The sequence below is a fragment of the Streptomyces ficellus genome, from assembly GCF_030406405.1.
GTDB lineage: Bacteria > Actinomycetota > Actinomycetes > Streptomycetales > Streptomycetaceae > Streptomyces > Streptomyces ficellus_B.
This window is the reverse complement of sequence record NZ_JAUEPL010000038.1, coordinates 24051-38550: the sequence shown is the minus strand read 5'-3', so window position 1 is coordinate 38550 and position 14500 is coordinate 24051. Positions and strand designations below refer to the sequence as shown.

11 protein-coding genes and 1 tRNA gene are annotated in these 14500 nt (G+C 70.8%); 8 read left to right on the top strand and 4 right to left on the bottom strand.

Annotated elements, in window-relative coordinates; genetic code table 11:
• Positions 1 to 127 precede the first annotated feature (127 nt).
• The 5 genes from QWM81_RS22455 to QWM81_RS22435 all read left to right on the top strand — a co-directional run bounded on the left by QWM81_RS22455 (position 128) and on the right by QWM81_RS22435 (position 7418).
• Positions 128 to 1015 (top strand): helix-turn-helix domain-containing protein, encoded by an 888-nt coding sequence (locus QWM81_RS22455; protein WP_290114073.1) that lies wholly within the window; start codon positions 128 to 130, stop codon positions 1013 to 1015.
• An 11-nt stretch (positions 1016 to 1026) separates the two neighbouring features.
• Positions 1027 to 1398 (top strand): chorismate mutase, encoded by a 372-nt coding sequence (locus tag QWM81_RS22450; RefSeq protein WP_290114072.1) that lies wholly within the window; start codon positions 1027 to 1029, stop codon positions 1396 to 1398.
• 494 nt (positions 1399 to 1892) lie between these two features.
• Positions 1893 to 4376: an aminopeptidase N gene (pepN, locus tag QWM81_RS22445; RefSeq protein ID WP_290114071.1), complete on the top strand. Its 2484-nt coding sequence runs from the start codon at positions 1893 to 1895 to the stop codon at positions 4374 to 4376.
• A gap of 202 nt (positions 4377 to 4578) precedes the next feature.
• Positions 4579 to 5955, top strand: a complete 1377-nt coding sequence (locus QWM81_RS22440; protein ID WP_290114070.1) for a pyridoxal phosphate-dependent decarboxylase family protein — start codon at positions 4579 to 4581, stop codon at positions 5953 to 5955.
• Positions 5952 to 7418 (top strand): lysine N(6)-hydroxylase/L-ornithine N(5)-oxygenase family protein, encoded by a 1467-nt coding sequence (locus QWM81_RS22435; RefSeq protein WP_435372423.1) that lies wholly within the window; start codon positions 5952 to 5954, stop codon positions 7416 to 7418. Before QWM81_RS22440 ends, QWM81_RS22435 begins: the two co-directional genes overlap by 4 nt.
• Here the strand turns inward: QWM81_RS22435 and QWM81_RS22430 are convergent.
• Complete coding sequence (locus QWM81_RS22430) at positions 7415 to 9199, bottom strand: bifunctional metallophosphatase/5'-nucleotidase (protein ID WP_290114069.1); 1785 nt, start codon at positions 9197 to 9199, stop codon at positions 7415 to 7417. The two genes, QWM81_RS22435 and QWM81_RS22430, sit on opposite strands and share 4 nt — an antisense overlap.
• A 109-nt stretch (positions 9200 to 9308) precedes the next feature.
• On the opposite strand from QWM81_RS22430, the gene QWM81_RS22425 reads away from it, so the two are divergent.
• Together QWM81_RS22425 and pyk are read left to right on the top strand one after the other, a co-directional pair.
• Positions 9309 to 10004, top strand: a complete 696-nt coding sequence (locus QWM81_RS22425; RefSeq protein WP_290114067.1) for an SIMPL domain-containing protein — start codon at positions 9309 to 9311, stop codon at positions 10002 to 10004.
• Positions 10005 to 10138: 134 nt separating this feature from the next.
• Positions 10139 to 11569 (top strand): pyruvate kinase, encoded by a 1431-nt coding sequence (pyk, locus tag QWM81_RS22420; RefSeq protein WP_290114066.1) that lies wholly within the window; start codon positions 10139 to 10141, stop codon positions 11567 to 11569.
• Positions 11570 to 11764: 195 nt separating this feature from the next.
• Here pyk and QWM81_RS22415 read toward each other — a convergent pair.
• Positions 11765 to 11839, bottom strand: a tRNA-Leu gene (locus QWM81_RS22415).
• A gap of 101 nt (positions 11840 to 11940) precedes the next feature.
• Between QWM81_RS22415 and QWM81_RS22410 the strand changes: the two genes are divergently transcribed.
• Positions 11941 to 12600, top strand: coding sequence for an ANTAR domain-containing response regulator (locus QWM81_RS22410; protein WP_290114065.1), 660 nt, complete (start codon positions 11941 to 11943; stop codon positions 12598 to 12600).
• Positions 12601 to 12659: 59 nt separating this feature from the next.
• Here QWM81_RS22410 and QWM81_RS22405 read toward each other — a convergent pair whose 3' ends face one another.
• Positions 12660 to 13376 (bottom strand): ABC transporter ATP-binding protein, encoded by a 717-nt coding sequence (locus QWM81_RS22405; RefSeq protein WP_290114064.1) that lies wholly within the window; start codon positions 13374 to 13376, stop codon positions 12660 to 12662.
• Positions 13373 to 14500, bottom strand: coding sequence for an ABC transporter ATP-binding protein (locus tag QWM81_RS22400; protein WP_290114105.1), 1128 nt, complete (start codon positions 14498 to 14500; stop codon positions 13373 to 13375). The genes QWM81_RS22405 and QWM81_RS22400 overlap by 4 nt, the downstream gene beginning before the upstream one ends.

The window sequence follows — 14500 nt, the reverse complement described above, 5'->3', positions numbered from 1 at the left end:
CCCTGCCTCCCTTGATCACCTGCCGCGGCCCACCCTCGCCCTCTGGCGGGCGGGCGGTCCATGGACAAAGATCGGCGCTGTTTGGACGCAAAAACGGTTCAGCCGGGAGGCTCGGGGAGGCCGCGGGATGTACCACACCTGGATGCGTTTCTTCACGCCCGGCCCGCTGCACCAGCGCCTCGGCCTGGTCTGCCTCGGCGTCGGCCTCCAGCACGGCACCCTGCCCGCGGTCGGCCCCCGCACCCTCGACCACCACGTCGCCGTCGTCATCAGCGCGGGCGGCGGCTGGTACCGGTGCCCGGACGGGCGGCGCCTGACGGTGACCGCGCCCGCGCTGCTCTGGCTCACCCCAGGGGTCCCGCACCACTACGGACCCGACCCGGCCACCGGCTGGGACGAGGGGTTCGTCGACTTCACCGGACCGGTCACCGCCACGTACACCGAACTCGGCTACATCGAGCCCGACCGCCCCGTCGTCCCGCTCGCCGACGCGGGCCCGGCCCGCATCGCCATCGGCCGCATCGCCCGGGCGGCCCGACGCGGCAACCCCCTCCTCGAAGTCGAGACCGCCGCCGCCGTCCACGAGCTGCTCGTCGCGCTGCGCCGCGCCCGCGCCGACACCAACCCCGACGGCGACCCCGTCCTGGAGGCCCTGGCCCGCGACGCCTTCCGGCCGCTGACCGTCGCCGAACACGCCGCCCGGCACGGCATGTCCCCCGCCGAACTGCGCGCGGCGGTACGGCGCACAGCGGGCCGCAGCCCCAAGGACTACCTGCTCGGGATACGGCTGGGCCGGGCCAAGGAGCTCCTCACCGGCACCGAACTGCCCGTCGCCGCCATCGCCCGCCGCGTCGGCTACGACGACCCCGCGTACTTCTCCCGCCTGTTCACCCGCCGCGTCGGCACCGCCCCGATCCGCTTCCGCGAGCAGCAGGGCCGCGCCGTCCCCGGCGGCTGGAGCGACCGGATCCCGCATCCCGACCACCCGCCGACCATCCCCACGGGAGCCGTCTAAGCTCGCTCACCATGAGCACCAGCCAGACCGACCGGCCCGACGAGAGCGACGAGGCCGTGATCGAACCCGTCCTCGACGAGTCCGTACGCGCGCAACTGACACGGCTGCGCGAAAGCATCGACAACATCGACGCGGCGGTCGTCCATATGCTGGCCGAGCGGTTCAAGTGCACCCAACAGGTCGGCCACCTCAAGGCCCGCCACCACCTGCCCCCGGCCGACCCCGGCCGCGAGGCCCGCCAGATCGCCCGGCTGCGGCAGCTCGCGGAGAGCGCGAAACTCGACCCCGCGTTCGCCGAGAAGCTGCTGAACTTCATCATCGCCGAGGTGATCCGCCACCACGAGACGATCGCAGACGGCACCCGCGCCCCGGACACCCGCTGACCGTCGCGGCGGCGTCCCTGCCCCTCGCGGCTGCCATCCCGTCCCCGACGTCCAGTGATCGCCGCGGCGTATCCCCGGTCCGACGTCGAGTGATCGCTGCGGATGGGCACCCGTGCCCGCGACACCCGCTGACCGTCGCGGCGGCGTCCCTGCCCCTCGCGGCCCGGTGACCGTCGCGGCTGGCATCCCCGTCCTGACGTCCAGTGAACGCCGCAGACCAGAACCCGCGCCCCGGACGTCCGGTGATCGCCACGGGCGGCACCCCCGCCCGCGACGTCCGGTGATCGCCGCAGGCGGTATCTGCACCCGCGACGCCCGGTGATCGCCACGTGTCGGCACCCGCGCCCCCAGTGCAGCGATCGCCGCGCGCGGTAGCGGCAGCTCCCGACGCCCATAGCCGCCGCCCTACCACCCCGTCCCGGGCGCCCGGCGCCGGATCAGCCGTGAGATGAACCGCCGTGCCCCGCCCCCACCCCATCGGGCAGCATGGCCCCATGCCCGTACTGACGCGCGACGAAGCGCAGACCCGAGCCCAGCTCCTCGACGTCCACCGGTACACGGTCGACCTCGATCTGACCACCGGCGACGACACCTTCGACTCCACCACCCTCATCCGCTTCACCGCCCGCACCGCCGGGAACACCTTCGTCGAGCTGAAGCCCGCCACCCTCCGCTCCGTCACCCTCGACGGGCAGCCGCTCGACCCCGAGACGCTCACCGACAACCGGCTGCCCCTCACCCTCACCCCGGGCGAGCACACCCTGCGCGTCGACGCCGCCATGCGCTACTCGCACACCGGCGAAGGCATGCACCGCTTCACCGATCCCAGCGACGGCGAGACCTACACCTACACCCAGCTGTTCATGGAGGACGTCCAGCGCGTTTTCGCCGCCTTCGACCAGCCCGACCTCAAGGCCGTCTTCGAGGTCGCCGTCACCGCCCCGGCCCACTGGACCGTCCTCGCCAACGGCATCACCACCCGCCAGGACGACGGCCGCTGGCAGGCCGCGCCCACGCCCCCCATCTCCACCTACCTCGTCGCCGTCGCCGCCGGCCCCTGGCACTCCATCCGCACCCAGCACGCCGGACTGCCCTTCGGCCTCCACTGCCGCCGCTCCCTCGCCCCCCACCTCGACGCGGACGCCGAGGAGATCCTGGAGGTCACCCGGCAGTGCTTCGACCGGTACCACGAGAAGTTCGACGAGCCGTACCCCTTCGACTCCTACGACCAGGCCTTCGTCCCCGAGTTCAACGCGGGCGCCATGGAGAACCCCGGCCTGGTCACCTTCCGCGACGAGTTCGTCTACCGCTCCGCCGTCACCGTCACCGAACGCCAGACCCGCGCCATGGTCATCGCCCATGAGATGGCACACATGTGGTTCGGCGACCTCGTCACCCTCGCCTGGTGGGACGACATCTGGCTGAACGAGTCCTTCGCCGAGTACATGGGCTACCAGATCATCAACGAGGCCACCACGCGCTACCCCGACACCTGGGTCGACTTCGGTGTCGTACGCAAGGCGTGGGGGTACGACGCCGACCAGCGCCCCTCCACCCACCCCGTGGCCCCCGACCCCGAGGCCGTGCCCGACACCGCCGCCGCGATGCTCAACTTCGACGGCATCTCGTACGCCAAGGGCGCCTCCGCGCTGCGGCAACTGGTCACCTGGATGGGTGAGAAGGAGTTCCTCGCGGGCATCAACGCCCACTTCGCCCGCCACAAGTTCGCCAACGCCACCCTCGCCGACTTCATCGACAACCTCGCCTCCGCCACGGACCGCGACGTCCACGGCTGGGCCGAGGCATGGCTGCGCACCACCGGCGTCGACACCCTCACCCCCGCCTACGACCAGGCCAGCGGCACCCTCACCATCAGCCGCGCCGGCAGCCGCCCCCACCGCATCACCATCGGCGTCTACGACCACGACCTGGCCGACGACACCCGCCTCGTCCTGCGCGACCGCCTGGAGGCCGACGTCCCGCAGGACGCCCCCGCCGCCCTCCCCGGGCCCCGCCCCGCGCTCGTCGTCCTCAACGACGGCGACCTCACCTACGCCAAGGTCCGCCTCGACACCACCTCGTGGGACACCGCCGTACGCTCCCTGTCCGGCATCCCCCACCCCATCACCCGCGCCGTCGTCTGGAACGCCGCCCGTGACATGGTCCGCGACGGCGAACTGGCCCCCACCGCCTACCTGGACGCCGCCCGCGCCCACCTCCCGCACGAAAAGGACCTCGCGATCGTCCAGGGCGTCCTCGGCTTCGCGTCGGTCCACATCGCCGACCGCTACCTGCCCGCCGAGGCCCGCCCCGCCGCGCTCGCCCTGCTCACCGACCTCACCCGCGACCTCATCCGCCGCACCGAGGACGGCAAGGACCCCGGCCTGCGCCTCACCGCCGTACGCCACTTCATCGACGTCGCCGACCGGGCCGCCACCCTTCAGGGCTGGCTCGACGAGGGCGCCGTGCCCGGCGGACCCGACCTCGACCCGGAGCTGCGCTGGCGCATCCTGGGCCGGCTCGCCGTCCTCGGCGCCACCGACGAGGCCGCCATCGCCGCCGAGCTGGACCGCGACGCCAGCGCCACCGGCCAGGAGGGCGCCGCGCGCTGCCGCGCCGCCCTGCCGACGCCCGAGGCGAAAGCGGCCGCCTGGGAGCGCATGTTCAGCTCCGACACCCTGTCCAACTACCTGTTCACCGCCACCGCGCAGGGCTTCTGGCAACCCGAACAGGCCGAACTGGTACGGGAGTACGTCCCCCGCTTCTACCCCGACGCCGCCGCCCTCGCCCAGCGCCGCGGCCCCGCCATCGCCGAGGCCGCCGGCCGGTACGCCTTCCCTGCCCACGCGGTGGACCGTGAACACCTCCGCCTCGGCGAACAGCACCTGACCGACGACACCCTCCTGCCGGCCCTCCGCCGCAAGCTCATCGACCAGATCGACGACCTCCGCCGCGCCCTCCACGCCCGCAAAGCCTGACCCCCCAGGGGCGCCCCCACCCGCGGGGCGCCTTACCCGCGGGTGCGCCCCCGCGGCGGTGCGCCCCCCGGCGGTGCGCCCCCCGGCGGTGCGCCCCGCCCATAGCACGCCCGGCCCGCCCGCCCCCACCGCCGTCCCCCTTTCGGGTTGCGATCCCCCCGCAGCACGGCCACGCCCCGCCCCGCCGGGCCACGCTGGCAGCATGAGCACCCCGCCCCTCGCCGGAGGCCCCGAAGGTCCCGAGGCCCTGCGGCCGCTCCTCGACACCGTGCTCGACGCCCTCCACCACGGCGCCGTCACCCGCAGCGGCCCGCTCCCCGCCGGCGGCCCCGACGCCGTCGCCGCACACGTGCGGGGCGCCGTGGGAGACGTACTCCCCGACACCGGAACCGGCGCCGACGAAGCCCTCCGCACCCTCATCGGCACCTTCGCCCATGGAGCCGCCGACCCCGCCCACCCGCACTGCGCGGCCCACCTCCACACCCCGCCCCTCGCGCTCGCCGCCGCCGCGGACCTCGCCGCCTCCGCGCTCAACCCCTCCCTCGACTCCTGGGACCAGGCCCCCGCCGCCTCCGTACTCGAACAGCTCGTCACCCGCGCCCTCGCCTCCGAGACCTACCCCACCGCCCCGCGCCCCGACGCCCTCGTCACCACCGGCGGCACCGAGTCCAACCAACTCGCCCTCCTCCTCGCCCGCGAGCACCACGGCCCCACCCTCCAGACCGTCTGCGGCGCCAACACCCACCACTCCATCCGCCGCGCCGCCTGGCTCCTCGGCCTGCCCGAACCGGTCACCGTCCCCGCCCCCGGCGGAACCATCGACCTCACCGCCCTCGCCGCCGTCCTCACCGACCTGCGCGGCCCCCTGTTCGTCACCGCCACCGCCGGCACCACCGACACCGGCAGCATCGACCCCCTCGCCGACATCGCCGACCTGTGCGACACGCACGGCGCCACCCTCCACATCGACGCCGCCTACGGCGGACCGCTCCTGTTCAGCGCCGCCCGCCGCCACCTCCTCACCGGCCTCGACCGCGCCCGCACCGTCACCCTCGACCTGCACAAACTCGGCTGGCAACCCGTCGCCGCCGGACTCCTCGCCGTATCCGACACCGCACAGCTCGCCGCGCTCGGCCACACCGCCGACTACCTCAACCCCGACGACGACACCCACGCCGGCATCCCCGACCTCCTCGGCCGCTCCCCGCGCACCACCCGCCGCCCCGACATTCTCAAAGTCGCCGTCACCCTCCGCGCCCTCGGCCGCACCGGACTGGGCACCCTCGTCGACCGCGTCTGCACCACCGCAGACCACCTCGCCGACCTCATCGAGAAAAGCCCCCACCTCCAGCTCCACCAGCGCCCCACCCTCACCACCGTCCTCTTCCGCCCCACCGACGCCACGGACCACGCGGTCGCCGCCACCCGCCGCGCCCTCCTCACCCAGGGCCACGCCGTCCTCGGCCGCGCCCGCGCAGACGGCCGCCTCTGGCTCAAAGCCACCCTCCTCAACCCCCACACCACCCCCGACGACCTCGCCCACCTCACCGCACTCGTGGAAGGCAGCACCACCCGATGACCGGCACGCCCCAGCCCGCACCCACCCCGCACGCCGAGGAACACCAGCCCACCCAGGCCACCCAGGCGGCGCGGATGGACCCCCACCACCCCCACGACCTGGTGGGCATCGGCATCGGCCCGTTCAACCTCTCCCTCGCCGCCCTCGCCGACGGCGTACCCGGAGGCCTCGACGCCGCCTTCTACGAACAGCGCCCCACCTTCTGCTGGCACCCCGGCCAGCTCATCGAAGGCACCACCCTCCAAGTCCCCTTCCTCGCCGACCTCGTCACCCTCGCCGACCCCACCAGCCCCTGGTCATTCCTCAACTACCTCCGCAGCCGCGACCGCCTCTACCCCTTCTACTTCGCCGAGCGCTTCCACACCCACCGCGCCGAATACGACGCCTACTGCCGCTGGGTCAGCGGCCACCTCCCCACCCTCCACTTCGGCCACCAGGTCGACGCCGTCCGCTGGAACGCCGAACGCGACGTCTTCGAAGTCGACTACACCCAGCTCGACCAGACCGGCGAAGCCGAAGCCCTCGGCCGCACCCACACCCGCCACCTCGTTCTCGGCGTCGGCACCGAGCCCTACATCCCCGACCCCCTGCGGCCCCTCGCCGAACAACCCGCCGTGCCCGTCATCCACTCCGCCGACTACCTCCACCACCGCGAACGGCTCCTCGCCGCCGAACACATCACCGTCATCGGCTCGGGCCAATCGGGCGCCGAGATCTTCCTCGACCTCCTGCGCACCCGCCCCACCGGAGCCGAGAAGATCCACTGGCTCACCCGCACCGAGGCCTTCGCCCCCATGGAGTACTCCAAACTCGGCCTCGAACACTTCACCCCCGACTACACCCGCTACTTCCACGCCCTCCCCGAACACGTACGCAGCGACCTCGTGCCCCGCCAATGGCAACTCCACAAAGGCATCGACACCGACACCATCGCCGCCATCCACGACGAGCTCTACCGCCGCACCCTCCACGGCGGCTGGCCCGACGCCGTCCTCACCCCCGGCGTACGCGTCCGCACCGCCGGACGCCTCGCCACCACCAAAGTGGAACTCCACCTCGAACACATCCAGCAGGGCACCCGCGACCGCCTCACCACCGACGCCGTCATCCTCGCCACCGGCTACCGCGAACGCCCCCTGGACCGCATCCTCGCCGGCCTCGACCCCTACATGCGGCGCGACTCCCACGACCGCCCCCGCATCGACGCCCACTACCGGCTCGTCCTCGACCCCTCCGTCACCGGCTCCATCTATGTACAGAACGCCGAGACACACACCCACGGCGTCGGCGCCCCCGACCTCGGCCTCGCCGCCTGGCGCAGCGCCACCATCCTCAACCACCTCACCGGCAAGGAGCCCTACCCCCTCCCGCGCCGCACCGCCTTCACCACCTTCGGCCTCGAACGGCACGAGGCGCCCGGCATTCCCAGCCAGACGCCCCTGCACACCCCACGCAACCGTTAGAAGACCGGCACGCCGTCCCGGGTCAGCCTCCAGTCCACCGACGCGAACCGGCCCGGGTCGACCGTCCCCTGCGCCCGCACCCACTGGATGATCGTGTTCCGGATCTCCTCCGAGTTCGCCCACACCTGCTTCGCCCCCGCCACATGCGGGAACGCACCGCCACCGGACGCCCGGTAGTTGTTCACCGCCAGCACGAACCGCGCCGCCGGGTCCAGCGGCCTCCCCTCGAACGACAGATTCACGATCCGCGAACCCGCCGGCTTCGCGATGTCGATCTCATACGTCAGGCCATACACAGCGTCGTAGTTGTAATCCGGCGTCCCGCCGGCGTTCGTCAGCTTCGCGGTGTCCACCGGAGCATCCGCCGGCGTCCGCACGTAATACCGCGCGGAAAATTCCAGATAGTCCCTCAGCTGCGCCCCCGTCAGCACACGGGCCTCCAGCGTGTTCTCGAACGGGTACAGCCCCGCCGCGTCCCGGATCGTCACCTCACCGGCAGGAATCCTCGCCGTACGCGAGAAACACGACGCCTGCGACAAGACGGGCAGCGACGCGTACTCGCCACCCGCCAGCGCCGCCCGCACCGTCTCCGCCTGCACATGGTTGATCAGATCGATGATCGGCTCGTCCTTCCACGGCGCCTGCGCCGTGGACATCGCCACCGTCGCCGTGCCGATCACCTGGTTGACGTACGCCACGACCTTCTCGTGCTCATCACCCAGCAGCTTGACGATCCGAGGGTCCTCCTCGACGGTGTTGGAGTTCAGCACCCGCGCGCCGACCCTCTCCACCACCCAGCGCCCCTTCGACCACACCACACCGAAGTCGAACAGCGTCAGCCGCTGCCCCCACTTCAGCGGCTCCGACAGCACGACGTCCCTGCCCGTCTCCTTGTTCCTCACCCGGTACTCCGGGATCTCCGTGTGCGCGTGACCGACCAGGATCGCGTCGATGCCCGGCACCTGCTCCGCCACCAGCGCGGCCGCGTTCTCGACGTACGGAAGCTGATCCCCGTACGACGAGGTACCGCTCGACCCCGAATGCGCCGACACGATCACCACGTCCGCGCCCATCGAGCGCAGCTTCGGCACCCACTTCGCGGCCTGCTCCTCAAGACCCGGGAACACCATCCGGCCGCTGACGTTCGCCTTGTCCCAGATGGCGATACCGGGGTTCGTCAGCCCGAGGACCGCCACCCGCACATCCCGGCCGCACGGCGTACGCAGCCGGTGCATGCTGTACGGGGGGAACGCCGGGCGCAGCGTCTTCGCGTCCAGCGCGTTGGCACCGAGCAGCGGGAAGTCGCACTGCTCCTGGAACTTCCGCAGCACCGGTATGCCGTAGTTGAACTCATGGTTGCCGAGCGCGGCCGCGTCGTACCCGATCGCGTTCATCGCCTGCGCCATGGGATGCACGGGCCCGCGCTCGGCGGTGATCGGATCCACCTTGGCGTAGTAGTACGACAGCTGGGTGCCCTGGATGGTGTCACCCGCGTCGATCAGCAGAGTGTTGCCCCGGCCCTTCTCCGCACGCACCCGCTCCACCAGCGTGGAGATCTTCGCCAGACCGACGTCATTGTGCGCCTTGTCGTCGAACTCCCGGTCCGTGAAGTAGTCCCAGTTGAAGACATTGCCGTGCAGGTCCGTGGTGCCCATGACGGTGAAGGAGTACCGCTTCTCCCGCGCCGCCGCCGACGCCGGCGCCCCCACCGCCCCGGCAACGGCCACACCAGCGCCGGCGGCGGCCGACCGCTCCAGGAAAGTCCTACGGTTCAGCGGCATGTGATCTCCTTCGTCCAGTGCACAACGCGCGTAGATTCTGGCGCAGAGCAGCTACCCAGCGGTAGACGCGCCAGGTTTCGATTGGATGACCAGGAGGAAATGACCCGCCATGACCAGCGACCTCCCCTACGGCACCCCCGACGCGCCACGCGTCGCCGTACGCGGCGAAGCCCGCCTCGAAGTGGACCCCGAGATCGCCCGCATCGGCATCACCGTCTCCGCCCGGGGCACCGACCGGCGCAGCGCACTCGACGACCTCACCCGCCGCAACGCCACCGCCCTCGACCTCATCAAGTCCTACGGCGAAGCCGTCGAAAAGCTCGAAACCGGAGCCTTCTCCATCACCCCCGAACTCACTCGCCACGGCCGCGCCGAACGCGTCCGCGCCTACCACGGCCGCGTCCACCTCACCGCCGAACTCACCGACTTCACCGCCCTCGGCGAACTCACCACCCGCCTCGCCGACCTCGAACTCACCCGCATCGACGGCCCCTGGTGGGCCCTGCGCCCCGACTCACCCGCCCATGGCGAAGCCCGCCGCCAAGCCGTCAAAGAAGCCGTCCAACGCGCCCGCGAATACGCCCAGGCCCTCGGCACCCACCTCGCGGCCCTCGTCGAACTCGCCGACCTCGGCGCCGAGAACACCACCCCCTACCTCCCCCCGGCCCCCGCCGGAGCCCGCATGGCCTTCGCCGCCGCCGAAGCCACCGAACAGGCCGCCCCCGCACTCGACCTCGAACCCCAGCGCCAGACCGTCACCGCGCAGGTCAACGCCCGATTCACCATGCACCCCCCACGGCTCTGACCACGCCATCCGGGCGCTCAACAGAGCGCCCCTCCGCACAATTCAACACTTGTCAACTCCGCCTCAACACAAAGGTGGTTGAGCAGTCACACGACACCCGTGGTCTACCCACCGGTAAGCCATAGGCTCGGACCATGCGCCGAGCCAAAATCGTCTGCACCCTGGGCCCAGCCACCGACACATACGACCAGATCAAGGCACTGGTCGAAGCCGGAATGGACGTCGCCCGCTTCAACCTCAGCCACGGCACCTACGCCGACCACGAACAGCGCTACCAACACGTACGTAAAGCCTCCGACGAAACCGGCCGAAGCGTCGGCGTACTCGCCGACCTTCAAGGCCCGAAGATCCGCCTCGGACGCTTCCGCGAAGGCCCCGTACTCCTTGAACGCGGCGACGACTTCACCATCACCGCCGAACCCGGCGTCCAAGGCGACCGCCACACCTGCGGCACCACCTACCACGGCCTCGCCACCGACGTCACCCCCGGCGAACGCATCCTCGTCGACGACGGCCGCGTCGCCCTCCACGTCACCGGCGTCGACGGACCCCGCGTCCACACCCGCGTCGTCGAAGGCGGCATGGTCTCCGACAACAAGGGCCTCAACCTCCCCGGCGTCGCCGTCTCCGTCCCCGCCCTCTCCGACAAGGACGTCGAAGACCTCCGCTGGGCACTGCGCACCGGCGCCGACATCATCGCCCTCTCCTTCGTACGCAGCGGACGCGACATCGAAGACGTCCACCGCGTCATGGACGAAGAAGGCCGCCGCGTACCCGTCATCGCCAAAATCGAGAAACCCCAAGCCGTCGACAACATCGACGACATCGTCGCCGCCTTCGACGGCATCATGGTCGCCCGCGGCGACCTCGGCGTCGAAATGCCCCTCGAACAGGTCCCCATCGTCCAAAAGCGCGCCATCAAACTCGCCAAGCGCAACGCCAAACCGGTCATCGTCGCCACCCAGATGCTCGACTCGATGATCGACAACTCCCGCCCCACCCGCGCCGAGGCCAGCGACGTCGCCAACGCCGTCATCGACGGCACCGACGCCGTCATGCTCTCCGGCGAGACCAGCGTCGGCGCCTACCCCATCGCCACGGTCCGCACCATGAGCCGCATCGTGGAAGCCGCCGAGGAAGACGTCCTCGCCAAGGGCCTCTCCCCACTCACCGAACGCAACAAGCCCCGCACCCAAGGCGGCGCCGTCGCCCGCGCGGCCGCCGAAATGGGCGACTTCCTCGGCGCCACATACCTCGTCGCCTTCACCCAGTCCGGCGACACCGCCAAACGCCTCTCCCGCTACCGCTCCCCGATCCCGCTCCTGGCCTTCACCCCCGACCCGGCCACCCGCTCCCAGCTCAACCTCACCTGGGGCGTGGAAACCTTCCTCGGCCCCCATGTCGACTCCACCGACGCGATGGTCGCCCAGGTGGACGAGCACCTCCAGAAGATCGGCCGCTGCCGGAAGGACGACGTCGTCATCATCACGGCCGGCTCCCCACCGGGCGTCTCCGGCTCCACCAACCTGGTCCGCGTCCACCGCATCGGCGAACCGCTCGCGTAACACCTCAGTGCTTCGGCCCGACATGCGCGTCCATGAGCGCGACGGACGCGCGTCGGGCGACGGAGTTGCGTGACTGGATGTCGTACCCGCGGTCGAGGCCGGCGTGGCCGGTTGTTCCGCAGGCAAAAGAAGGCAGCCTACCGCGATCAAGAGAATTTGAGTGACCGCACGGCGACCTTGGAAACGAAGGAAAAGTACCCCGGGTGGGATTCGAACCCACACTGGATGCTGTTTGAGAGCACGGCCTCTAACCGATTGGGCTACCGGGGCTCGCAGAATCGAAGGTTTCCCTTCACCTGCTGCTCGTCCACCATACCGCAGCTAGGTAGGCTCATGGGGAGCTGTACCTGCCCTTGGAACGAGGAGCCCGCGTGACCGCCCCCGAGTCGCCCCAGCCCGTCGCCGCCGACGATGACGACAAGTCTCACGTCCCGCCGCTGACGACCCGTGTCGTCATCGCGGAGGACGAGGCCCTCATTCGCCTCGACCTGAAAGAGATGCTTGAGGAAGAGGGCTATTCGGTCGTCGGCGAGGCCGGTGACGGCGCCCGGGCCGTGGAGCTGGCCAGGGAGCACCGGCCGGATCTGGTGATCCTGGATGTGAAGATGCCCGTCCTGGACGGGATCTCCGCCGCGGAGAAGATCGCGGGTGAGTCGATCGCGCCTGTGCTGATGCTGACGGCGTTCTCGCAGCGGGATCTGGTGGAGCGGGCTCGGGACGCCGGGGCGATGGCGTATCTGGTGAAGCCGTTCAGCAAGAGCGATGTGGTGCCGGCCATCGAGATGGCGGTGTCGCGGTTCGCGGAGCTGAAGGCGCTGGAGAAGGAGGTCGCGGACCTCTCGCAGCGGTTGGAGACGCGGAAGCTGGTGGACCGGGCGAAGAGCATTCTGCAGACGCAGTACGGGCTGTCGGAGCCGGCGGCTTTCCGGTGGATCCAGAAGACGTCGATGGACCGGCGGATGTCGATGCAGCAGGTGGCGGAGGCGGTCATCGAGGACGCCGAGGAGAAGAAGGCCGCGAAGGGTCAGTAGTACGTGGACGACGAGAGGGCCCGCCCGTTACCGGGTGGGCCCTCTCGTGTGCGTAGGGGTCAGTCCTCGCCGAGGTAGGTCTTGCGGACGGACTCGTCGTGGAGGAGGTCTTGGCCGGTGCCGGAGAGTTTGATGGTGCCGGTTTCCATGACGTAGGCGTGGTCGGCGAGGGACAGCGCGGCTTGGGCGTTCTGCTCGACGAGCAGGATGGTGGTGCCTTGGGCCTTGAGCTCGCTGATGGTGGCCATGATCTTCTGCATCATGATCGGGGAGAGGCCCATGGAGGGCTCGTCGAGCATGAGCAGTTTGGGCTGGGACATGAGGGCCCTGCCCATGGCGAGCATTTGCTGTTCGCCGCCGGAGAGGGTTCCGGCGGCCTGCTTGCGGCGTTCGCCGAGGATGGGGAAGAGGTCGTAGGCGCGCTGGATGTCTTTTTCGATGCCGGCTTTGTCGTTGCGGAGGAAGGCGCCGAGCTGGAGGTTTTCGGCGATGGTCAGGCGGGGGAAGATGTGCCTGCCTTCGGGGGAGTGGGCCATGCCCAGGGCGACGATCTTGTGGGCGGGGGTGCCGTTGAGCACCTGGCCGTCGAAGTGGATCTTGCCGCCGGAGGGCTTGAGGAGCCCGGAGAGGGTGCGCAGTGTGGTGGTCTTGCCGGCGCCGTTGGTGCCGATGAGGGTGACGACCTGGCCGGCCTCGACGGAGAAGGAGATGCCTTTGACGGCTTCGATCTTGCCGTAGGCGACCCTGAGGTCCTCGACCTCCAGGAGTGCGGTCACTTGGAGTCTCCTTCTGTGGTGGTGCTGTGCGCGTCCGCGGAAGGGTCGGTGTCGGCCGTGGTGGTGTCGGCCGCTTCCGCGGCGGTGTCGACCCTGCCGGTGGCGTCCTCCGCGGCGTCGGCCGCCGCGGTGACGGGGTCACCGTCGGCCGGGTCGGCCGGGTCGGCCGGGTCAACCGGGTCGGCCGCGTCAGCCGGGGCAGCCGGGGCAGGCGGGTCGGCCGCGTCAGCCGCCCCGGACGGGGCCTGGGCCTCGGATACCGGGCCCGCCGCCGCCTCCGCCGCGGCGACCTCGGCGGCTTCCGCCGTGCCGGGTTCGCCCTCGAAGGGGGTGCCGAGGTACGCGGCGACGACGCGTTCGTCGCCCTGGACGACCGCCGGCGTGCCTTCGATGAGCTTCTGGCCCTGGACGAGGCAGGCGACGCGGTCGCAGAGGTTGAAGATGAAGCGCATGTCGTGCTCGATGACGAGGACGGCGACGCCCTTGTCGCGGATGGCGAAGATCAGTTCTTCGGCGGCCCGCGTCTCCTGGGGGTTCATGCCGGCCGTGGGCTCGTCCAGCAGGAGCAGGCCGGGGTCGCTGGCCAGGGCCCGGGCGATCTCCAGCTTGCGCTGTTCGCCGTAGGGGAGGTTGCGGGCCAGGTGGTCGGCCTTGTGCTCCAGGCCGATGAACTCCAGCAGTTCCATGGCACGTTCGTGCGACGCGGCTTCGGCCTTCTTGAAGCCGGGGCCGCGCAGGAGCGCGGACCAGAGGCCTTCCTTGGTCCGGGTGTGGCGTCCGACGAGGACGTTCTCCAGGACGGTCATGTTGGCGAAGAGCCGGATGTTCTGGAAGGTGCGGGCGATGCCGGCTTTGGTCACCAGGTGTGGCTTGGGGGGCAGTACGGTGCCCTTGTAGCTGACCTTGCCCTCGGTGGGGACGTACAGCCCGGTGAGGCAGTTGAAGAAGGTCGTCTTGCCCGCGCCGTTGGGGCCGATGAGGCCGACGATCTCGCCTTCGCGGACGGTGAGGTCGACGGAGCGTACGGCGGTGAGGCCGCCGAAGCGCATGGTGACGCCGCTCGCGTCGAGGACGGTGGCCGCGGTGTGCGCGGTGGTGGTCGTGGTGGTGGTCGTGGTCGTCAT

Excerpts from the sequence above, each read along its gene's own strand:
- QWM81_RS22450 (WP_290114072.1), top strand. The coding sequence starts at position 1,027 with ATGAGCACCAGCCAGACCGACCGGCCCGACGAGAGCGACGAGGCCGTG.
- QWM81_RS22455 (WP_290114073.1), top strand. The coding sequence starts at position 128 with ATGTACCACACCTGGATGCGTTTCTTCACGCCCGGCCCGCTGCACCAG.
- QWM81_RS22440 (WP_290114070.1), top strand. The coding sequence starts at position 4,579 with ATGAGCACCCCGCCCCTCGCCGGAGGCCCCGAAGGTCCCGAGGCCCTG.
- pepN (WP_290114071.1), top strand. The coding sequence starts at position 1,893 with ATGCCCGTACTGACGCGCGACGAAGCGCAGACCCGAGCCCAGCTCCTC.
- QWM81_RS22400 (WP_290114105.1), bottom strand. The coding sequence starts at position 14,500 with ATGACGACCACGACCACCACCACGACCACCACCGCGCACACCGCGGCC.
- QWM81_RS22435 (WP_435372423.1), top strand. The coding sequence starts at position 5,952 with ATGACCGGCACGCCCCAGCCCGCACCCACCCCGCACGCCGAGGAACAC.
- QWM81_RS22430 (WP_290114069.1), bottom strand. The coding sequence starts at position 9,199 with ATGCCGCTGAACCGTAGGACTTTCCTGGAGCGGTCGGCCGCCGCCGGC.
- pyk (WP_290114066.1), top strand. The coding sequence starts at position 10,139 with ATGCGCCGAGCCAAAATCGTCTGCACCCTGGGCCCAGCCACCGACACA.
- QWM81_RS22425 (WP_290114067.1), top strand. The coding sequence starts at position 9,309 with ATGACCAGCGACCTCCCCTACGGCACCCCCGACGCGCCACGCGTCGCC.